This window comes from Amycolatopsis sp. NPDC051061, assembly GCF_040682935.1.
In the GTDB taxonomy this organism is placed as follows: Bacteria; Actinomycetota; Actinomycetes; order Mycobacteriales; family Pseudonocardiaceae; genus Amycolatopsis.
On record NZ_JBFBBZ010000058.1, the window covers coordinates 1 to 21,732 of the forward strand.

A 21,732-nucleotide genomic window follows, 5' to 3' on the forward strand; every position below is an offset into this window, starting at 1 on the left:
CGCCACTCGTAGTAGCCCGAGGTCGACACGTTCAGCCAGGCGCACATCTTGCTGATCGGGAAACGGTCCTTCTCGCCGTCGATGAACGCAAACTTGGCGCTCACCGATACTCCTGGGCGAAGAAGGCCGCAGCTTTTCCCAAGAACTCGTTCCGTACTTTGAGTTCCTGGTTTTCCCGCTCGAGTTCCCGCAGTCGGGCGCGCTCGGAAACCGACAACGGTTCCTCCTTCACTGGGTGCGCCGTGCGATACTGTGCGACCCAGTTGCCGAGCGTGCCCGGGTTGATCCCCAACTCCCGAGCTATCTGCGCGACCGGATGATTTCCGTCGATCACCATCTTGACAGCTTCATCCCGAAACTCGGGAGAAAACTTTCGACGCCGTTCCGGCATTGATCATCCTCCATTCCAGACTGGACCTTATTAGGTCCACTGTCCGGAAAGCAGGAGGCGCGCCACTCTCCGCCGCCGCGCGGGCTTGATCAGCACTGCGGGTCGTAGGGGCGGTCGGGTACGTAGCGCCACCACTCCTGCTCGGTGATCCGCTGGCCGACGGCCGCGCAGATCCGGGCGGCTGCCCGGTCCGGATCGGTTTCCCAGAGCCGGATGGCCTTTTCCGAGGTGCCGGCGGTGAGGGTGTGCCCGTCGGGGGCGAACTCGACGACGAAGACCGAGTCCTGGGCCGCTGTCAGCGTCGCGAGCCACCGCGGAGACCGCGGATCGCTGATGTCCCACGTCCAGATCGTGTGGTCGTAGCCGCCCGCGGCGAGGGTGGCGCCATCGGGGCTGAAAGCCACCGAGTAGACGTAGTTCGTCGCGCCGACGAAGGGGTTGCCCAGCGCTTCGGGGGCGGCGGGATCCTTCAGGTCCCACAGCCGGACTGTCTTGTCCGCACTGCCTCCCGCGAGGAGCCGGCCTTTCGGGGAGAACACGACGGAGTGGACGTAGCCGGCGAACCCTTCCAACGGCTGGAGACGGTGCGGCGAGGCCGGGCGGCTGATGTCCCAGAGCCAGACCTTGCTGTCGAGACTGCCTGCCGCCAGTAGGGTGTCGTCGGCGCTGAAGGTCAGCGAGTACACGCTATTGCCCGGGCCGTCCAGGGTGGCCACCTTGTTGATCGACCTGAGGTCGGTCAAGTCCCAGAGCGATACGGCGTGTTCGTCGGTGCCGACCGCGATGAGGTGGCCGTCGCGACTGAACTCCAGGGTTTCCACCAGGCTGTCGCTCGCGTGCAGCGGCGGGCCGAGTACCACGGGCGCGGCCGGGTTCGACACGTCGAACAGGACCACGAGCCCGTCGTCGAGGCCGGTCGCGGCGGTCCGCCCGTCCGGACTCAGGGCCACCGAGCCGGAGAAGTTGTCACCTGCGTGGGGGTTCGACAGAGCCGCACCGCGCTGCACCGGGTGTGCCGGTTCGGTGGTGTCCCACAGTTCCGTCGTGCTCGATGTGAAGCCCGCGCTCGTGATCAGGGTGTTGTGGTTGACGGCGTACTCCAGCGACAGGACGCTGTTCGCCCGGTTTCCGATCCGCTGTCCCGGCACCGGCCACAGCCGCGTGACGCCGTCGGCCGCCACCGTGGCGAGCACGGTCCCGCCGTCGAGGAACTCCAGGCCGGTCACCGGGCCGGGGTGCGGCAGGGACACGACCACGCGGCCGGTCGTCCGGTCCCAGACCCGGACCGAGCTGTCGGAACTGCCCGCCGCGAGGGTGACGCCGTCCGGTCCGAAGGCGATCGCGTTGACCCGTCCGGTCGCGCCGGTCAGCGTGGGGGCCGGGGCCGGACGGCGGACGTCGCTGGTGTCCCACAAGTAGACGTTCTTGTCGCCGCTCGCCGCCGCGAGCACGTGGCCTTTCGCGGCGAACGCGACGGCCAGGACTTTGCCTCCCGATCCGCTCAGCGGTTCGCCGAGCGGGACGGGACGGCTCGGGTTACCCAGATCCCAGAGGCGCACGGAATGATCCGCACTGCCTGCGGCGAGCGTGTGGCCGTCCGGGGCGAACGCCACTGTCTGGACGAAGCCGGTGAAGCCGGTCAACGTCGCCACGAGCGCGGGGCGTGCCGGATCGGTCATGGAGAAGAGCCCGACCGTGTTGTCCGCCGATCCCACCGCGAGGAGCGTGCCGTCCGGGCTGAACGCGGCCGCGTAGATCGTGTTGCCGAAACCGGCGACCGGGTCGCCGAGCGGTACGGGTCGCGCCGGCTCTTTGACATCCCACAAGTGGATTCGGCGATCACCGCCGCCTGCCACGAGGACGTCTCCACGCGGGTTGAGGGCCAGCGTGAAGATGGTGTCACCCGCCCCGGTCAGGGGCGGGCCCGCCTGGGCCGGTGGTTCACCGGGGCGACGGGTCCACAACTGGACCTGCTTGCTGGTACCGGCGGTCGCCAGCAAGGAGCCGTTTCCGGTCGCGGCGACGGCCTGCAGAACCTGCAGCGGACCGAGGAGCCGGGCCGCGAGCGGGCTCGCGGTGGAATCGAGGAGGCTCGCCCTCGCTTGCGGCGTCGGCGAGATCCGGTACGCGGCGAGGCTCAGTTGCGCGGCCAGTGACACGTCGCTCGTGCGGAACCGATCGGCCTGCGAAGCGAGTTCTCGCGACTGGCTCAAGTCCTGCTGCCGCGCCGACGCTGCAGACTGGGTGACCGCGTAGGTGACCATGGCACTCGCCAGCAGCACGCAGACGGCGATGATCGAGATGAGGCCACGGCGGATTCGGCTCCGGGTGCGCAGGTCCCGCTGCTCCTCGCCGTGGCGGACGTTCGACGCGGTCAGGAACTCGCGTTCGGTGACGTTGAGCAGGTTCCGGTGGCTCGTCTTCTCCGCCCATTCGTTCGCCGCCGCGAGCAGGCCGCCGCGGTAGAGCAGATCCACGTCGGCATCGGCTTCCTGCCAGGCTCGTGCGGCCAGCCCGAGCTTGCGGTGCAAAGCGTGGCCCTCCCGGTCGTCGTCCAGCCAGAGCCGAAGCCGGGGCCACGCGAGGATGAGTGCCTCGTGCGCGATTTCGACGCCGTCCTCGGCGATGCTGAGCAACCGTCCCTGGACGAACCGGTCCAGCACCTCGGCCGAGACCTCGTCGGCCGAACCGTCCTCGATCTCGACGGTGGGTATCCGGCGGCGAGTGTCCGGCAGCGCATCGCCGGTGTGGACGAGGCGCAGGAAGATGCTGCGCGCTCGCGCGCGGGCAGCGGGCTCGAGCTGCTCGTGGATGGCGTCGGCGGTCTGCGCGACCGCCTGCCGGATTCCGCCACAGTCCCGGTACCCGGCCACGGTCAGACTGCCGTTCTCGCGGCGCTCCCATGTCATGCGCAAAGCGTGGGCGAGCAGCGGCAGCGCACCGGAATCACAGGCCGCGGCCGAGCCGGCCGGAGCGAGGTCACGCAGGATTAGGTCGACCAAACCGGGCTCGAGGGACAGCTTCGCCTTGGCGGCCGGGCCGGCGATGACGTCCGAGAGTTCCTCACGGGACATCGGTCCGATGACGATCTGGTCGTCACCGAGTGCCTTGGCGAGCATGGGATCGTCCGTCGCCTGCGGGAAGAAGTCCGCGCGCATGCCCAGCACCACGACCGTCGACGCGGAACCACTGGCGTGCCGGTCGGCGAGGTAGGCGATCGTGCGCAGGAAGGCTTGGCGGTCGGTGTCCCCGACCTCGGCACTGAACAGTTCTTCGAACTGGTCGACGATCAGCACCGCGCCGTCACGGCCGTCGTCTTCGATGCGTTGCCGCAGGGCCGGATGCAGGAGCAACCAGGCCAGGTCCGCCGGTTCCGTCTCGAGTTGCCTTACGACATCACCCTGTTCGGCTCCCAGCAGAGCCGCGAGTCGTACACACGGGTTCGTGCCGGGTGTCATGAACATGGCCAGCCGGTTGCCCTCGCCCGGGGTAGCGAGGGCCGGCATCACGCCGGCCTTCAGCACCGAGGACTTGCCGGCACCGGAAGAGCCCACGACGAACAGCGGGCGGCCACGCGAGGACCGGCTGCGGATTCTGCTCAGGATGAGGTCCGTGATCTTGGCCCGCCCGAAGAACCACTCCGTGTCGTGCTCGCCGAACGCCTCCAGGCCACGGTAGGGGACGGGACCGCCTGCGGGTTCCGGGCCGGGGCGCCTGCGGAGCCGTTCGATAGCGTCGAACCACCTCTCGCAGAGCTTTTCGTCGTGCACCCCCAATACGTCCAAGAGCTTGGCGAAGCTGGCTCCGCCACCGCTTTGGGGGAGATTGCGCCCGCGCACGTAGCCGTTCAGGGTGGCTACCGGAATCCCGGCCCGGCGTGCGGCCTCGCGTCCGCTCAGCCTGGCCCGGCCGCAGAGCTCATCGAGGGCTTTGCCGAATTCCGCGCGGTTGTTGAACCGGCTCGGTTCGATCTCCGGATCGGGCACGAGTCGGAGCTCCTTTCGCCTCGGGCATGATCTTTCCGTACAGATGCGCTGTGTGTAATCAGGAATAATCGAGAAGAGGAACCGGGAGAATTCGCCCGAACGGCCGAACGAGGGTCTGTTTCCGCCCGTACGAGAACGTTCGAGCAACTGTGCCGGGCCCGTACGAAGATGTCCGGGTGTTTCGTGAGACGTCCTGTGAGGCGGTAGATCGCGCTTGACTGGGGGCAACGTCCGGCGAAACGCCAAGACCGAGAGCTGCGGTGTCAGGCGGGCCAGCGGGCATGGGAAACCTTTCGGAATCAGGACCCACCACCAAACCTCGGTGTGCGGGTCTCAGTCAAGGACAGACTCTGGACAACAGGCCGCGTAAACGGACGGGGTGGCGACTTCGTGATCGAATGGGGAAGACGACGATCTTTCAAAGACTCTTCCACGTCACGGGAAACGGTGACCTGCGCATCGAGGGGGTATCGAGAATGATCGTTTACCGGCTGCCCTGTCTGTTGACGGTCGCCGCCTGGGAGAACTGTCTGGGCGGCACCGACCGGCCCTTCACCGACCACGGTGCCTGGCGTCGTCCGGTGGCCGCGGACGGAATCCGCCTCGACTTCTCGTCGGTCGAGTTCGTTCACTTCGAAGTGCTGGCTCGCGCTTTGGTGCTCTTGGACGGGGCCGTCCGCGATCACGTTCCGGCGACCGTGGTCCTGCCCACCGGGGCCCTCCCCGTCACCGGCACGTGCGAGATGGGGGAGCCCACAGGTCACGGGGCCGCCTTGGAATCGATCGAGCGGCAGGCGGCTTGGCAGGCGCGGGCACGGGAAGACGCCCGGGCGTTCATGCGAGACGTCGGTTTCTTCGATGCGTTGCGACCCGCTCATTGGGCCGACGGCGCGGTGTGCGTCGAAGACTCCGCAGCCCCGCAGGCCGACCGGCTTCGGACCGACAGTGCTCCGGGCGCGGGGGCCGAGCCGCTCGCCGAGGCGAAACTGCTCCGCCATCGCCGCATCCTGCCGTTCCGCTGGGTACCGGTCGACGAGCACGGGGTTGCGGGACCTGACGTCGTCAGTGAGGTCCTGCGGCGGTTCACCGGCATGGGCCTGTCACGGTCGGACGCCCGAGCGATCACCCAAGCAGTGCTCGCGGAACTCGTCGAAAACGTCGGCGTGCATTCCCGGGCGGGCTCGGCGGGGCCGGCGCACGCCCTGTTCGCGGCTGTGCTGGTGGACGACGACCTCTACGTCAGCCGCCGAGACGACCTGCCGCGGTCGGCGGGCAGCCTCGTCAGCGCATTGCAGCCAGGAGGCTCCGGCGGTCAGGTGCTGCAACTGGTGGTCGCCGACTCCGGGTGCGGCCTGCTCCGCCGGTTGGGGCAGGACCGCGGCGCCGAAGCATCCCGTCTGGCCGCCCATGATCTCGTGCTGAGCGCGTTCGACCGGTACACCGCCGGCAGCGGGTCGGACGGAAGAGGTGCGACGGCCGGGCTGTGGCGGGTCGCGCGTGTCGTCGGCAGCTACCACGGCAGTGTGATGACGCGGTCCGCCGACGTCGTCGTCGGCAAGGTATACGCGGGCACCGAAACCGAAGACTTCGGCGAACGCCTGACCGCGTGGACACTAGGCACACTTGTCGAGGTCACCCTGGTCATCCGCGACCACCTCACCCGTGCGTTGTCCGTGCCGTGGGCGTGGCGCTCGAGTGCGCACGCCGACGCACTCTGGCAGGTCGTCGCGTGCGAGTTCGACCCGGAACACGGGATCGGGGACGACGACCGCGCCCGTCTCGACGAGGCGGCACTGCTCGCTCAGGACGGCCGCCGCCCGGCTGGCGTGGTGGCAACGACGGCGGTTCGGCAGTCGGGCGCGGGCGCCACCGACATCGCCGTGCAGACCGCGTTGTCCCGCGCTATCGACGTGGCTAGCCTGACGCCTGACCAGGCCGCGGTCGTTCTGGTCTTCCCGAACGCCGACCCCCGGCTCCTCGACCTCAGCGTCGCCGGCCTCAACGCGGACGAGGAGCGTGGCGGCGACCAGATCCAGCGCAACCGGACCCAGAGCCCTATCCTCGTGCTGGGCGCGTCCGGCACCCCGCTGTGGTGCGGGGGTTCGATCTGCCTGCGCGCGGTGCTCGAAGGCTTGACCGCGGCCGGAGGCGCGCTGCCCGTCACCGAGGTCATGCGGCTGTGGGCCGCGGCGGGCCGGGCGGCCGAGGCGTTGTTGCCGACTCTTGGTGCCCATCCGAACCTGGTCACGGTCACCGCGTCCGAGGTCGTCCTGCACGTCTCTGCGGGCGACGCGGTCCGGGCGCTCGGCGAGTACGCCCGGGCCCACCTCGCCGAAGCGATCGAACGGGGTGGCCCTGGTGTGTTCACGGGGTTCTTCCGCACGCCCATGCTGCGCCTGGCCGACCGCTGGATCGACGTCGACCAGCTGGTGGCCGGGACTGTGGGGTACGACCTGGTGGCCTTCCTGCAGGCGCGGGCCGTCGAAGAGGCCGCTCTCCCGGGCCAGGAGCGCGACCGCTCCCTCGTGGTCGCCAGGGCGTCGACGACCTCCACGCCGCTCGCGGCGCAATTGAGTGAATGCCTCTATCGCGACGGCCGCTACTACGACCTGCCCGGAGAGCTCGACCTGGACGGGATCCCGGTCAGCGAGGAGGTGCCACGTCGAGCCAACGTCGTCATCAGCGCCGACATCCTTTCGACCGAGAACACGGCTCGGCGCGCCGCGGCGGCGCTCGTGGGCAAGAGCGCGGTTCCGGTCGCGGTGGCCTGCGTGGTGGACGCCAGGTCGCACTCCGGGCCGATCCGGATCTTCAACCGCGACATCGCTGTGGTGTCCCTGGTCACCGTGGACCTCGGGGGGCACCCGCGGACCAGAGGTACGCCGGTGGACATCGACCCGATACACCGTAGGCCGGTGGCGGCCGGCGAAGTGCCGACGCCGCACCGGACCCCGATAGCCGAGGAGACGTTCCTCGACTGGTGTGCGAGAAATGACGACTCCTTGCGGCTCGGCCACGTGGAAACCATGCCGCGCGCCCGCCACTTCAGCGCTTACCCGCAGATGGATCGTCTGCTGCGCGACGAAAACGTCGGAGACGAGGTGCGCGCCGCGATCCACCGCACCGTGTGCGAGGTCGCGCAGCAGTGGAAATCGGAGACCCCGGGAGTGGCTGACCGGCTCGCTCGTTGCCGGATCTGGCACCCGGGCGTTCCGGACGACTACGCGGGGAGGCTCGCCGGCCTGGTCCGGGAGGTGCTCGTCGCGGACGGAGCGACCGTGACGGCCGTGGAGTCGATCCCCAGAGCCGTGGCCGGCAACCGGTGGACGTTCCCCGCGAGCCTGCCGGCACCTCAGGAACTGGGCACAGTGGTGGTGGTCGACTGGGGCGCGCTGAGCTCCACGTCGGTCCACCAGATGATGCGGCTCGCGGCGGAGGCCGGAGCGTCCGCGATCATGGCGATCGTCCTGCTCGACCAGCTGGGAGTGGAGGATTCGGACGCGCTGCGTGCGGTCAGTGCGCTGCGAGCTCGCCGGAACGGCCGATCCGGTCCGGCCGTGCCGACCGAAGTGCGGTTCCTGGTGACCAGCAGCCTGGGTCGCATGGCCGTCCCCGATTGCTCGCTTTGTGAGATCAGGGACCTGTACGAGGAGTACGCCGAATCGGCTCCGCGTTCCTTGCGCGGCCACGCGAAGAGGCTCAGGGAACGTACTCGGGTGCGGACCCGTGGCGAGATCTTCGGCGAGGTGGCGGTGGACGTCTTCAAGGTGCCGATCCGGGGTGAAGAGATGGCCGACTACCTGCGATGGCGAGGGCTGCTGCTTCGGGCGTTGCGGGAAACATCCGCACGACAGGAGGTACTGGACCGGATCACCGAGCTCGACGAGGTCGATCCGGAAGGAGAACCGCGCACCAAGTGGACGAGGGACGGTCTCTTGCGGCTCACCGCCGCTGAGCAGACCTGGTTGAAACTGCCTCCCCTTCGGTTCGCCGTCGCGCGGGAGCGGCTGGCTGCGATCTGCGAGACCGCGTTGAGCCGATCGCAGATCGGCCACCCGTGGTTCCGGACCCAGGCAGTCATGGTGATGGCCGCGGCCGAGGCTCCGACGTTCGTCGAGCTCCTGCCCAAGCTGGTTTCCCGGGCCGTCGCCCTCGACGAGCGGGAGTTCAGCGATCAGCTTTTCCTCGAATGCCATCGCCTGCTCCGCCGGCCGCTGGAAGACGCGCCGATCGATCACGCCTCGCTGCGGCTGGCGCTCAGCCGATGCCGTGACCGGCTCGAGGGCCTGCTCGGTCCTGGCGAAACCTCGGTCGTCCGCAGAGCCGTGGGGGTTGTGAACGAACTGCACGCGGTGGTCGAGGTGAAGGCGAGGCCGCGCCCTCGCAATCCCCAGCACGGCTGGTGGTTGCTGAAGGAGGACCTCAGCCGGTACGTGCAGGCCCATCGGATGGAAGCTGCCCTCATCCGGGTCCGGGATTTCGTGGAAGACCTCGTCTTCGCTCGGCCGCCCAGCACGCGGATCGGGGAGGCGTTGTCCGATTGGGAGCAATGCAGCAATCAGCTCGGCCAGCGTGCGCTCGTCCACATGACCGTGTTGACCGACATCCTCGCCGGCGACTACGTGTCCGACCGTCTCGGTCAACGGGACCAGCGGCTCCTGCTGGCTGCCATCTCCTCCCCGGACTTTCCCGAGCTCCGGTCGGTGCACGACAGGCTGAAGGACCTGATCGAGCGGAGCTGGTCCCCGGACGACCCAATCTGGCGTCAGGAGCACGCGGAACTACTGGCCCGCCTTCGCTGGTGGCACCGGATGTTCACCGCCACCCACCTCGAAACCTCTCGTACGGCGCTCTTCGTCGAGCTGGTGGATTCCGCGCCGGTCGTGCTCGCCTCCCGCGTCGACCGGACCATGCAGGGGTCGGGAATGGAATTCACCGCCCTGGGGCGCGAGGTCGGTGAACGTACTGAGGCCTTCTGCCCCGGGCCGCTGCTGGAAGAGGCTGTCGCGCACCTGATCGCGAACATCCGGCAGCACGCGATCCCGGGTGCCACACCCCGGGTGGAGGTCGAATACAGCTTGGCCAAGGGGCGGCGAGTGCAGCTGGTCGTCCGCAACACGGCTACGCGACAGAGTGATCACCTCGGGCACGGTCTCCGCTCACTCGACGACAAGCTTCGGCCGTTCGGTGGCTCCATCACCGGAAGGCGCCTCGACGGCGAGTGGACATTTGCGACGGAGATCTCCCTGTCTGTCTGGCAAGGAGCTTGAATGAAATACATTCGCGGACTGATGGTCGACGACCTCGAAAAGAACCGTAACTCGATCAGCCTCCGGCTGAACCAGCAGCTCGAAGCGAAGGGCTGGTCGGTCACCTGGACGATGGTCGGAGACCCGAACGAAGCACTCCGGTTGATCGTCGACGAACCGGCGTTCGACCTGTTCGTGATCGATCTGCTCTTCAACCGAGAGGATCTGGACGACGACGAGCCCCGGGGACTGGAACTGGTCGAGCGGGCGTGCGCGGTCGCGCCCCTCGCCTACGTCTTCGTGATCAGCAATGGCGACAACCACCGTCGCGATCTCTTTTCGCGCGCTGCGGAGCTGGGAGCCCACAAGGTACTGCGGCGGGCGGAGTTCACCACGGAGTCGATGAGCGACAGCCCTCCCGCGGTGGCCGCTGCGATCCGGGACCATCTGCTCGGCAATGGCAGTGTGGTCGAGGTCGACGTGTGCGCCGACGGGACCGACCCGGCGGTCCAAGCCCTTCTCTTCGACGTCGGCAAAGCGACCTTGACCCAGTTGCATCGGCTGATCTTGGAGGTGACAGACGACGTCACGGACACCGTCCGGGTCAAGTGCCTGATACCGGGAGCGTCCGGTGCCAGCGTCTGCACCACGACCGCGCAGGTGCGGCGCGGTCCGACGGTGCATCACGTACTGAAGGTGAGCCGCACCCCCGAAGCGCTGTATCGCGAGACACGCGGCGTCCTGCGGGCGCGTCAGCAGTTGCCGCAGCGGTTCGTCGTGCCGATTCAGCCGGAGTGGCCGGTCGGCCCGGTGAACGGCTGGTACGCGACGGGCGCGCACCTGGACCGGGACGCGTTGCCGCTGCGGCGATGGCTCGGCGGCGGGCCGGCCACGGAGTCGGTGTGCGACCTGTTAGATCTGCTGTTCTCCGATTGCCTCGGCACGTTGTACGACGCGACCGTCGAAGTCTGCAGCTCGACCGCGCTCTCCCTGCTCGCTCTCCGGTATCAGAGGCAGTGCTTCGTGCTGCAGGCGCTGGAGGAACTCGAACCGCTCCTGGTCCATCCCCGAGGAGCTGGGCTCGACGACGTTGCCCAGGTGCTGGCGGACGTCAGCTCGTTCGTCACCGAGCGACGGCTGCCGGGTGTCCAGGAGCGGAACGTGCCGCGGACGAGCCAGGTCTGCGTCGGTCACGGTGACCTGCACGGCGGCAACGTGCTCGTTTACCCGGGGCGGCGGCCGTCTCCCGCGCTCATCGACTTCAGCGAGTTCGGCAAGGCCCATTGGGCCCTGGATCCCGCTCGGCTCGTTGTCGACTTCCTGATGTACGGGATCGACGCGGGTGCGGAGTCCGCGTTCTTCCAGGGATTTCCGGTGTGGCGGCGGCTGGTGGCGGACGTCGGTGGCCTGTCCACCGATCTGCGCGCCGTGTCCTGCGACGCGGCGACGATCGCGTGCCTGGGCGGACTCGGCTGGCTCACCTCCCAGCTGCGGCAGATCTGCTACCAGCTGCGCGATGACGCCGACTTCCGGCGGAACCGCTGGGAGTGGCATCTCGCCCTGGCCAGCCAGCTGCTGCGGATGTGCTACCACGGCGACATGCCGCCACCGAAGAAGGTGGCAGGCTTGGTCGCGGCGCACGATCAGCTGCTCGCCGCCGCGGCCGCCTTGCCCGCGCGGGAGTGACGACGTCGGCCGCGACGGTGTGCGTCTTCATGCGAAAACCGGGTGCTGTCGCAGCAGGGAGCGGACGTTCTCCCCGGGGGTGTGGATCCACGCGCGTGTTGTGACTTCCTTCGCAGCCACACGTACTTCCTGGTACGAGAACGCGTCGGTTCCGCGGTGGCCGTGCCGCACGACGGCTTGGTGGATCACGTCGGAGACGGCGACCGTCAGGTCCGCGCGTGGCCGGCGGACGAGCTCCTCGCGGAGGACGGCCGAGTCGACCAGCCGGCACGTGAGGTTGAGGTCCGTGCCGATCCAGCCGTGCGGGCCGTGGACCACTTCTCCGGCGTGGACGGCGACACGGACTCGGATCCGGTGATCCGCGCGCACCGACTGGTTGTGCACGCGCAACCGGGTACTCAGCGCGGGAACGAACGGTTGCAGCAGTACCGCCTTGGACACGGTTGCCGGGAGGAAGATGATCATTCCGTCGCCTCGGTTCTCGAACAGGAGCCGGGACCGGGGAACGCCTGACGCGCGCAAGGCCGCGTGGACGACGGTGTCGAGGTCGGCCCGGGCCCGGAGCTGGAGCAGATCGGTGCGTGTGCCGAAGCCGGCCAGGTCGATGACGATGATCGACCGGTGCTGCGGATCCCCGTACCGGTCGTGCTGCGGGCCGCGGAAACGCGCCGACAGGGCCGCTGCCGCTGCCGCTGCCGCCACGAACCGGGTACGCGCCATCCGTGGTGCCATGATGAGCCTGCCTTTCGCCGCGGGTGCTGCCGACTCGATCGTGGCGAGACCGCCCGCGAGGTTGACGCGCTGTGGAGCGGACGTGACCGCGGTACACGGACGTGAACGAAACTGGACGTGTTGGGTGCTCCGTTCCCGCTGGTCCTGGTGATCAGGTGACGCTTTTGACAGGCTTGAACGCCGGAGCTGAGGAGGCGCCGTGGCACTGAAGCGCGAGCCGGCACCTGCCGGGGCGATCACCGAGCTGTTCGACCGCCTGCACGACCTGCACCTCGATGCCGGAGAACCCGGGGTCCGCGAGATAGCCACGGGAATCGGCCGGGGAGTCCTGAGTTACACCACGGTGCACAATGTGTTCCGTGGCCCGAAGGTGCCCAAGTGGGGCCATCTGGAGTTGATTGTCGAGCAGCTCGGTGGCGACACCGAAGCATTCCGCCTGCTTTGGCGGACCGCACGCCTCGTAGAACTCGCTTTGCCGGGGCGCCGGGTAACGGAAGACCCTCGGCCACCTGAATCCGCCGGTACGGACCAAGCCGACGCGACCGCAGTGGTGCCGTCCCAACCGGTCGGCGGAGGCGTGGATCGGCAGTTCGACTTCGTCCTGGTCACGAGCAGAATCCCGTTCAGCAACCACAGCAACGGACAGGCGGGCGCGGCGGGAGGCGTCTACGGAGCGGGGCTCGACCAGGTTCTCCGCGATCTCGTGGTCGAGCGGCAGGGAGCTTGGGTCGGCTGGGCCCGTCAGCACGGTGCCGGCGACCCCGAATTGCCGGACGACCTCCCGTGGCTGCCCGTGTCGTTGTCCGGCCGCGAAGTCGAACGGCACCTCGAAGGGCACTGCAACTCGACGCTGTGGCCGCTCTACCACTACGCGATCGAACGTCCCGAATTCCACCGAGCGTGGCGGGACGCCTATCGCGTGGTGAACGAGCGCTACGCCGACACGGTGGCCCGCGCCGCCGCTCCCGGCGCCACCGTCTGGGTCCACGACTACCAGCTTCAACTGGTCCCCGAACTGCTCCGCGCGCGAAGACCCGATCTGCGGATCGGATTCTTCCTGCACGTCCCGTTGCCGCCGCCGGAACTCTTCACCCGGTTGCCGGGACGTGACGAGACCTTGCAGGGCCTGCTCGGCGCCGACGTCGTCGGGTTCCAGGTACCCAGGAGCGTCGGGAACTTTCTCCGGCTGTGCCAGGAACTCCTGCATCTGCGGACGTCGGACGGTTCGGTGGAAGTGGACGGCCGCACGGTGCTGGTCGGCGCCTATCCCGCGTCGATCGACGTCGGCGCGATCGAAAAGGTGGTCGGGCAGTCCCGGATCAGACGACGCGCGCAGCAGATCCGGGCCGAGGTCGGCAACCCCGGGGTGCTGATCGCCGGGATCGACCGTCTCGACTACACGAAGGGCATCGAGCAGCGCCTGATGGCCTACGGCGAGATCCTCAACGACATGCGGTCCGTGGCCGATCCGCCGGTCTTCATCCAGGTCGCGACCCTGAGCAGGGAACGCGTCGCGAGGTACGCGAGCCTGCGCGAACGAGTGGATCGGCTGGCCGGGCACCTCAACGGCAGTTATGGCCGGATGGGCGGGCCGGCGCTGCGGTACACGAACACCGTGCTCGGCTTCGGTGAAGTCGTGGCTCTGTGCCGAGCCGCCGACATCCTGGTGGCGACCCCGTTGAGCGACGGCATGAACCTCGTGGCCAAGGAGTACGTCGCGAGCCGCCTCGACGACCGAGGGGTCCTCGTGCTGAGTGAATTCGCCGGGGCCGCGGCCGAACTCGGCGAAGCCGTCCTGGTGAACCCGAACGACACCGACGACCTGAAAGACGCGATCCTCCGTGCCATCGCCATGAGACCTGCCGAACAGAGTCGGCGGATGAAAGCGATGAGGAAGCGGTTGCGGGTGCACGACGGTCGAGCATGGGTCACTTCGTTTATCACCGCCCTCGAAGGCGTCTCCCGACCGGTCTGACGGACGACGATGAGGGGCCAGATGCGTCGGGGCCGATGTTTCTGTCGTCCGCACCGTGTAGTACGCCGACAGGCGCGGTCACTCGACCTGCAGGACGGTGGCGAACTTGAGTGTGGGGTTATAGATCAACTCGGCCCTCGGACACACGCACTATCTACACCCGGGCTGGTCGTCGCGTAGACGGCCAGCTCTTTTGGTTCGTAGCGTAGCTCCAGGTTCAGGGCTCGGTACAGGCGGCTCATGCCAGCGGTCGTCGCGTCGGCCAGTGTCCCGCAGACGTCGCCGAGTCCGTCAATCCTGGCGTAGATCTCGGCGGCCGTGACGCTCGTCCCGGCCCGAACGCTCTCGATCTGCGCTTTCGCGGCGGCACGTTCCGCCTGTGCCTGGTTCATCGGGTCGACGAGCGCCTCGGGCTCGACGCCGGCCGCGATCGCGGCCTGATACCGCTGTAGCCGTGCCTCCGCGTCCGCCAGCCGGTTTCTCAACCCCACCGGCTTTGGTCAAGCCCAGGATGGGTGATCGTCATGACCGACCTGATGGAGGACGCACGACGGGAATTGTTGAGCATCGTGTGGCCGTCGTTCGCGGAGCAACGACAGTCCCCCGTGTACCGCTAGGTTGAGATCCGCATGAGGAAGTTGGGTCTGGATGCTGCTGAAGTGCTCGACTCGGCGTCCCCTCTGCCCGGTGGCCCCCGTCGGGCAACCGGCTACCGTTCGCGGACGAGGCGAGGAGAAAATTACCGGAAACGGACGTGTGAGGCGGCGTACCTGACGTGCATGGTTCCTTTCGGGAATCAATTGTCCTTGTGGGTAACCACCTCTCTTTTGGTACCTTAGCCTAGATGACGCCCGGGTTGAACAGGCAGCAATCACAGTGGCGAGGTGAATATGGATACCGGCTCAGGGACATTCGACGCCCCGTTCAAATGCTCTCAGGCTACCACGGTAGAACTGCCGACGTCGCTGCCCGGACTGTCGAGCGCATGTCGATGTCAGCAGCGGCGTACAGGCACGCCAGTGACCGGGCGGTGAGCATGCAGCCGGCCGGTCACGCGCGATGCTGCTCAACGTCTGTTTCCGTGTACGCCGAGTACGCATCAGGTGCGGCGCCGACGGAACGCCCGCCGGCGACCTTGAGTTTCAGTCGAATCGGCACTTCGGTTGCGGCGACGTGCCGTTGTCCAATGGGATGTCTCAGCTGTATGTCTTGAGTTAGGGAAAGGCGCTGATCTGGGTTGCGGCCCGGCCGGTCGGGGTTGCCCGAGGCGGGCACTCGGGCAGGTTCGATGTCCTTCGGTACATCATTATCGAGGCTGCAGTGTATGGCCAAAGGTCTGTTGTTAGCGTCGGCCCCAGAGACGTTGAGAGTGTGGGGGAATTTCGCGATGTCCAATCCGTTGGTTGCGCCGGTGAAGGATTCGACGACGGCGGTGTCCGGTGTGCCGCTGCTCGAAGACGCCACCAGCCTCAAGTCGGCGATCGAGAGCGGCGACTGGGCATCGGTCGCGGTGGGGGCCGTCGGCACCGCGCTGGACGCCCTGACCGCCGTCTTGGACCCTTTCGGTGCCGTCTTCGCCGCCGGGGTCGGCTGGCTGATCGAGCACGTCGGCCCGCTCAAGGAAGCCCTCGACGCCCTCGCCGGCAACGTGGACGAGATCACTGCGCAGTCGCAGACCTGGACGAACGTCGCCAAGGAGCTCGAAGGTGTGTCCACCGAACTGGTCGACCTGGTCAAAAAGGATCTCGGTGTGTGGACGGGAACGGCCGCCGACGCCTACCGCGAGCGCGCTGAGGACACTTCGATACTGATCGCCAGCGCGCAGAAGGGTTGCGAGGGTGCGGCGAGTGGCGTCAAAACGGCCGGCGAGGTCGTCGCTGCGGTGCGGACCCTCGTGCGCGACGTCATTGCCGATCTGGTCGGGCACCTGATCTCCTGGGCGCTGCAGGTGGTGTTCACCCTCGGCATCGGCATGACCTGGGTCGTGCCGCAGGTGGTCGCCGCGGTTGCGAAGACCGCGTCGAAGATCGCCGGCCTCACCACCAAACTGGTCAAAGCGCTCAAAGGGCTGGTCCCGCTGCTGAAGAAGGCCGGCACGCTGTTCGAAGACGCCGGCAAGGCGTTGAAGAACATCAAGCCCGGCAACGTCAAACCAGCCGGAAAACCCAAGGACATCACCGCGAGGTCGTCTCCCGAGCCAAATCCCGGTGGCAAGGGTGGCGACTCCACGACGGCCGCCGGCGACCATGGCGGCGGCGGAAACACCCACACGTCCGGCGACCACGGCGGCGACCACAAACCGCCGGCCAAGCACGACCCGCCGGAAAACGAGAGCAGCCGCAGCGGGCCGGACGGCCACACGTCGACGTCGGGCAGCAGCGGCGGGAACGGCAAGAGTGGCACCGGTGACGCAGGCCGCCCGCGCGGCAACCCGGGCGACGGCGAGCGCGGCGGCGGACTGCGCGGACACAACAACGAGCCCGTGTCGAACTCGACGCCGAGCGGCTGCCGCCCGGGCAGCGGCGATCCGATCGACATGACCACTGGCCGGATGATGCTGGCCCAGACCGACGTCGAGATCGACGGCCTGCTCCCGCTGTTGCTGGAACGCGCGCATTTTTCCGGTTACCGCAGCGGGGTGCACTTCGGCGCCGCATGGGCGTCCACCGTGGACCAGAGAATCGAGGTGTCCGACGACCGAGTCGACTTCGCGGCCGAAGACGGGACGCTGCTGGTTTTCCCGCCGCCGGGGGAGGATCGGGTTTTGCCGGTCAACGGACCCGGCTGGTGGCTCTCCGGTTCGGACGCGGAATTCCGGCTGGACCAACCGGATCTGGAACGTACCCTGCATTTCGTGCGGCAGAGCGGCGGGGTGCGCTGGCTCTCGGCTGTTTCGGACCGGTCCGGCAATCTCATCACGTTCGAGCGGAACTCCGAAGGCGTTCCCACCGGGATCCGGCATTCCGCCGGGCACCGGCTGACGGTGGCCTCCGCCGGGGGGCGGATCACCGACCTGGCCTCCGCCGAAGGCGGGCTGCTGGTCCGGTTCGGGTATGACAAGCAGGCCCGGCTGATCTCCGTCGTCAACTCATCGGGCCTCGCCTACCGGTTCGACTACGACGAAGCGAGCCGCATCACGGCGTGGCTCGACCGCAATGGCTGGGGCTACAAGTTCGATTACGACGACCATGACCGGTGCGTGCGGGGCGCCGGCCCAGGTGGCGCTCTGGATTACACCTTCGCTTACGACCCGCAGAACCGGGTCAACCGGGCCACCGATTCCCTTGGTCACACCACGACGTACGAGCTGACCGACGACTTCCGCCTCGCCCGGCAGATCGACCCGCTCGGCGGCGTCGTCGAATTCGCCTGGGACGCTTGCGACCGGCTGCTCGCTCGGACCGATCAGCTGGGCCGCGTCACCCGGTACGGCTACGACGAATCCGGCCTGCTCGTCTCGGAAACCCGGCCGGACGGCTCGGGCCGGGAGATCCGGCGCGACGAGCACGGCCGCATCGTCACCCGGATGGAACCGGACGGCGCCGTCACCTCCTACGGCTATGACGAGGCCGGGCGGCTGGCGTCGGTGACGGATCCGCTCGGCGGGGTGCGCCGGCGCTTCTACGACGACACCGGCCGGCTCGCTGCGGTGGTCGACGAGGAGGGTCGCCGCACCGAAATCACCTGCGATGAGCTCGGCAAACCGCTGCTGCTCAAGGATCCGGCGGGCGGCGTCACCCGCTACAGCTACGACCCGCTCGGCAACCTCGCCGCGGAAACCGACCCGCTCGGCGCAGTCACCCGGTACGAATGGACGGCCGAAGGTGAGCTGTGGCGGCGGATTTCGCCGGACGGTTCGACGGTTCGCTACAGCTACGATGGCGAGCTGAACGCACGGGAGGAAATCGACGGCACCGGCGCGGTCACGCGCACCGACTACGGCCCCTTTGACTTGCCGGTGTGCGAAATTGCCCCGGACGGCAGCCGCGTCCGGTTCGCCTACGACACGGAAATGCGGCTCACATCCGTGGTGAACGAGGCGGGCGCGGAGTGGCGGATCGGCTACGACGCTGCCGGGCACGTCGTGCGGGAAACCGACTTCGACGGGTGCACGGTTTCCTACGTCCGCGACGCCGCCGGGCAGCCGGTGGAGATCCACAATGGCGGCCTGGTCACGCATAGCTCATTCGACCAGCTTGGCCGGCTCGTCCGGAAGCACACCGGGGACGCGATCACCTCCTACACCTACGACCCGGCGGACCGGCTGGTGCGCGCCCGCAACGGCGAGACGGACCTGACGCTGTCTTACGACCGGCTCGGCCGGGTAGTCGCCGAAAGCTGCGACGGCCGGGAAATTCGTTCCGTGCTCGATCGCACCGGCCTGCGCACCGGCCGTCGCACCCCATCCGGGACGGAGTCCGCCTGGACCTACGACGCCGCCGGTGCGCCCGCGCGGCTGCGCACGGCGAGGCGGACCATCGAGTTCGCGCGCGACCGGGCGGGCCGGGAGACCGGCCGGACGCTGGGCGCGGCCCGGCTCGCCCAGACCTGGGACGTCAACGGGCGCCTGGCTGGGCAGGCACTGACCATCGGGTCTGAAGTGCTGGCCCAGCGGCGGGCCTACTCGTACCGGGCGGACGACGTGCTGACCGGGATCGACGATCTGCGCGCCGGGCGGGTGGACTTCGACCCCGACCGGCTGGGCCGGATCACCGCTGTGCGCGGGCAGTCCCGCACCGAGCATTACGGATACGACCGCGTCGGCAACGTCCAGGCCGCCGAGTGGGGTGCGCATCCGGCCGTCGGGCAACGGACGTTCGACGGCGGGCTGCTGACTCGCGCGGGTGCGGCGGGCTACGAGTACGACGAACGGAACAGGGTGATCCGGCGGGGCGGGATGCGGTTCACCTGGAACGCCGACGACCACCTGGTGCGCGTGGACGCGTCCGGTGACGGGCACTGGTCTTACACCTATGACGCGCTCGGCCGGCGTCGGACGAAGCGGTTTGTGAGCTCGGCAGGTGTGGCATTGCAGGAAACGGTGTTCGTGTGGGACGGGATGCTCCTCGCCGAGGAAAGCACCCGGGAATTGGACGGCCGGGTCGTCACGACGGTCTGGGAGTGGCTCCCGGGCGAGGTCACGCCGGTATCCCGCCTGCTCCGCCCGGGTGCCGCCGACGAGCAGTTCCACGCGGTCGTCGCGGACGTCGTCGGCAGCCCCGTCGAGCTGGTCGACGAGGACGGCCGGATCGCATGGAAGGCCGATTGGTCGCTGTGGGGCGTCGGGCAGTCCGAGGGGGACGGGATGCCGTTGCGTTTCCCCGGCCAGTACTTCGACGCCGAGACGGGTCTGCACTACAACCTGTACAGATACTACGAACCGGAAACCGGCCGCTACCTCTCGCCCGATCCGCTCGGCCTCGGCGGCGGCCTCAAGCAGCACGCTTATGTGGCCAACCCGACCGGCTGGCTGGACCCGGCCGGGCTGGCCGCTGCCAAGTGCAAGGGCGGCAAGGCGCACAACCCGACCTTGAACACCAACGCCACGAACGGGAAGAAGGTGGGACAGTCGTACTTCTCCGGCGGCGCCGACACTCCGGTCACCCGGATCAACGACAAACGGTTCGTCGGTCTCCTCGAGAATCTCGCCAAAGGCCGCGGCGAGGAGGCCCGGAGGGCCCAGGAGCTGCTCCGGCAGATGCAGGAAAAGGGCTGGCAGCAAACGGCAGGCATCCACCACGGCGGCCTCGGCGGCGCAGCAGGCGGCGCCGACCCGAGATCGCACATCACGGTCAACGTCGGCAAGAAGGGCTACCACGTCCACGTCGGCGAGAGCCACGGCAAGCTGTTCGGGCAGGACATCACGCCGGATCCGTTCCGGTAGCGGGGTGCGCGGCGGAGTCCGAGCGTCCTTTCCCGGCCCGAAACGGCCGGTCCGGGCATCGGGTACACGTAAGCCAGCTCAGAGCCGCGAGACTGCGGGGAACGGGCTGATGTTCGCTGTGGTAACCCGGAGACGTGCAGCCTCGGGGCAATTCGGTCCCGAGGCTCCTCGACCGGCAAGACCAGGAACATCATCGGTGGAAATCGGCCCGGGCGAGTGAAGGTGTGGCTGACCAGGATCTCGCCGCATCTCATCGGCGCGGTGGCTGGTGAACCGGACGCGGAACACCCCGGCAACTTCGTCGAGGTGGAGCAGGAGGCCGCAAAAGTCATTGTGATCTCGCCTGCGGACGCCCGAGTGTTGCGACAACACGCTGATCGTTGCCGCTGAGGTTGTCGACCTTGGGCTCCTTTTCCGCGGAGGGAAGGTTGGCGTGACGCCGAGACCAATGTCGGTATCAGGTGGCCGGCGCCTCGGTCGGTGACAGCCGCGACGCACGCACCGCCGGATGAATTCCCTGTACCGTGCCACAACTCGACCTAGGGATGGATGCTGCAGGCCGAGCCGGTGATCGGTGATCCACGCGTGGCGTTCCGGCGGGCGGCCGTTACCGGCACGCGCGCCGTCCGCGCCGGACGGTGCCGGCGGGCTTCCAATAGGTCCGGGGAGGCGGCGGCCTGGTTCAGCTGCGGCAGTACGTGATCGAGTCCGGGTTGGGAATCGAGATGAGCTTGCCCGTGTCCGTCAGCGTTCCGGAGCGCTGGTTGACCGCGAAGACGTTGACCGTGCCGCTCGCTTCGTTCGCGACCAGCAGCCACCGGCCGGTGGGGTGAACCGTGAAGCTCCACGGCGTGACGCCGCCGCAGGGCACTCGCTGGATCGGTTCGAGCAGCTTGGTGCGTGGGTCGACGGCGTGGACGACCAGAGAGTTCTCGCCGCGATTGCCGGTGTAGACGAACCGGCCGTCGCGGCTCATCGCCAGGTCTGAGGCGCTCTTCGTGACCGAGGAGCCGGGTGTACCGGTGGACAGGGTCTGACGGCGGGTCAGCGTTCCGTCCCGAGGGTCCCAGCCGAGGGTCTGAACGTCCGCCGTCAACTCGTTCAAGAGGTACACGTTCCGGCCGTCGAGGTGAAAAACGACACGTCGCGGGCCTGAACCCGGCTCCGTGGCGTAAGGCTGCGGGCCGGCTGACAGGGTGCGTGTCGCGCGATCGAAGCGCCGGACGAAGACCCGGTCGGCACCGAAGTCCGCGACCAGGGCGAAGCGGCCGGTCGGATCGAGCACCACGTGGTGCGGGTGCGGGCGGCCCTGCCGGGGGTTGGGGCCGGAGCCGGTGTCCTGCGCGATCGACACCGGCCGCCCCAGCTCGCCCGTCCTCGAGATCGGGAGCGCCGCGGCGAAGCCACCTTCGAAGTTGGCGACCAGAAGCGTGTTCGACGGCCGATCCACCCCGAGGTACGACACCCCGCCGCCGCCCAGGCCCGCGCCGCCGGTGGCCACCTCACTGAGCTTCGTCAGGGCGCCGCTCGCCCGGTCGATCCGGAAGGTGCCGACGACTCCGTCTTCTTCCAGCGTGGCCACGTACAGCAGCGGCAACGTCGGGTGCGGCACCGACCAGTCGGCGTTGGCCTCCCCGACCGGCCCGATCGGCGTCAAGTCGCCGCGAACGGGATCGAACCAGGCCCCGTGGACGAACTGACCTTTCCACGTGCCGATGCAGACGAGGTCCGGCCTGGGCGCCGCCTTGGCCGTCCGCGCGCCGCCCAGACCGACCGCGGACGCAGTCAGGGCGCCGAGAACCGTTCTTCGGGAGAAATTCGACTCCATA

10 protein-coding genes are annotated in these 21,732 nt (G+C 68.3%); 5 read left to right on the forward strand and 5 right to left on the reverse strand.

From position 1 onward, the window contains the following. Positions 1-100 precede the first annotated feature (100 nt). Entirely contained in the window at positions 101-391 is a 291-nt protein-coding gene (locus AB0N03_RS44630) for a transposase (RefSeq protein ID WP_364386192.1), read from the reverse strand. An 89-nt stretch (positions 392-480) separates the two neighbouring features. After that, positions 481-4,377: a hypothetical protein gene (locus tag AB0N03_RS44635; protein ID WP_364386194.1), complete on the reverse strand. Its 3,897-nt coding sequence runs from the start codon at positions 4,375-4,377 to the stop codon at positions 481-483. Positions 4,378-4,853: 476 nt separating this feature from the next. Here AB0N03_RS44635 and AB0N03_RS44640 point away from each other — a divergent pair, with 476 nt between their 5' ends. Further along, positions 4,854-9,647: a hypothetical protein gene (locus AB0N03_RS44640; RefSeq protein ID WP_364386196.1), complete on the forward strand. Its 4,794-nt coding sequence runs from the start codon at positions 4,854-4,856 to the stop codon at positions 9,645-9,647. Further along, on the forward strand, positions 9,648-11,312 hold the full coding sequence (locus AB0N03_RS44645) for a phosphotransferase (RefSeq protein WP_364386198.1): 1,665 nt from the start codon (positions 9,648-9,650) through the stop codon (positions 11,310-11,312). It begins immediately after the preceding gene. Between the two features lie 27 nt (positions 11,313-11,339). Here AB0N03_RS44645 and AB0N03_RS44650 read toward each other — a convergent pair whose 3' ends face one another. Beyond that, complete coding sequence (locus AB0N03_RS44650; protein WP_364386200.1) at positions 11,340-12,044, reverse strand: hypothetical protein; 705 nt, start codon at positions 12,042-12,044, stop codon at positions 11,340-11,342. A 199-nt stretch (positions 12,045-12,243) separates the two neighbouring features. Between AB0N03_RS44650 and AB0N03_RS44655 the strand changes: the two genes are divergently transcribed. Beyond that, a complete protein-coding gene (locus AB0N03_RS44655; protein ID WP_364386202.1) occupies positions 12,244-14,019 on the forward strand; it encodes a trehalose-6-phosphate synthase in 1,776 nt (591 codons plus the stop codon). 125 nt (positions 14,020-14,144) lie between these two features. Here the strand turns inward: AB0N03_RS44655 and AB0N03_RS44660 are convergent, their stop codons facing one another. After that, positions 14,145-14,510: a hypothetical protein gene (locus tag AB0N03_RS44660; RefSeq protein WP_364386204.1), complete on the reverse strand. Its 366-nt coding sequence runs from the start codon at positions 14,508-14,510 to the stop codon at positions 14,145-14,147. Between the two features lie 797 nt (positions 14,511-15,307). Between AB0N03_RS44660 and AB0N03_RS44665 the strand changes: the two genes are divergently transcribed. Both AB0N03_RS44665 and AB0N03_RS44670 read left to right on the forward strand, forming a co-directional pair. Beyond that, positions 15,308-19,903: an RHS repeat-associated core domain-containing protein gene (locus tag AB0N03_RS44665; RefSeq protein ID WP_364386206.1), complete on the forward strand. Its 4,596-nt coding sequence runs from the start codon at positions 15,308-15,310 to the stop codon at positions 19,901-19,903. Positions 19,904-20,125: 222 nt separating this feature from the next. Beyond that, positions 20,126-20,293: a hypothetical protein gene (locus tag AB0N03_RS44670; RefSeq protein ID WP_364386208.1), complete on the forward strand. Its 168-nt coding sequence runs from the start codon at positions 20,126-20,128 to the stop codon at positions 20,291-20,293. A 292-nt stretch (positions 20,294-20,585) separates the two neighbouring features. On the opposite strand, the gene AB0N03_RS44675 is transcribed toward AB0N03_RS44670, so the two are convergent. Next, a complete protein-coding gene (locus AB0N03_RS44675) occupies positions 20,586-21,731 on the reverse strand; it encodes a lactonase family protein (protein ID WP_364386210.1) in 1,146 nt (381 codons plus the stop codon). Between the last annotated feature and the right edge of the window lies 1 nt (position 21,732).

Excerpts from the sequence above, each read along its gene's own strand:
- AB0N03_RS44645 (WP_364386198.1), top strand. The coding sequence starts at position 9,648 with ATGAAATACATTCGCGGACTGATGGTCGACGACCTCGAAAAGAACCGT.
- AB0N03_RS44650 (WP_364386200.1), bottom strand. The coding sequence starts at position 12,044 with ATGGCACCACGGATGGCGCGTACCCGGTTCGTGGCGGCAGCGGCAGCG.
- AB0N03_RS44630 (WP_364386192.1), bottom strand. The coding sequence starts at position 391 with ATGCCGGAACGGCGTCGAAAGTTTTCTCCCGAGTTTCGGGATGAAGCT.
- AB0N03_RS44640 (WP_364386196.1), top strand. The coding sequence starts at position 4,854 with ATGATCGTTTACCGGCTGCCCTGTCTGTTGACGGTCGCCGCCTGGGAG.
- AB0N03_RS44675 (WP_364386210.1), bottom strand. The coding sequence starts at position 21,731 with ATGGAGTCGAATTTCTCCCGAAGAACGGTTCTCGGCGCCCTGACTGCG.
- AB0N03_RS44665 (WP_364386206.1), top strand. The coding sequence starts at position 15,308 with ATGTCCTTCGGTACATCATTATCGAGGCTGCAGTGTATGGCCAAAGGT.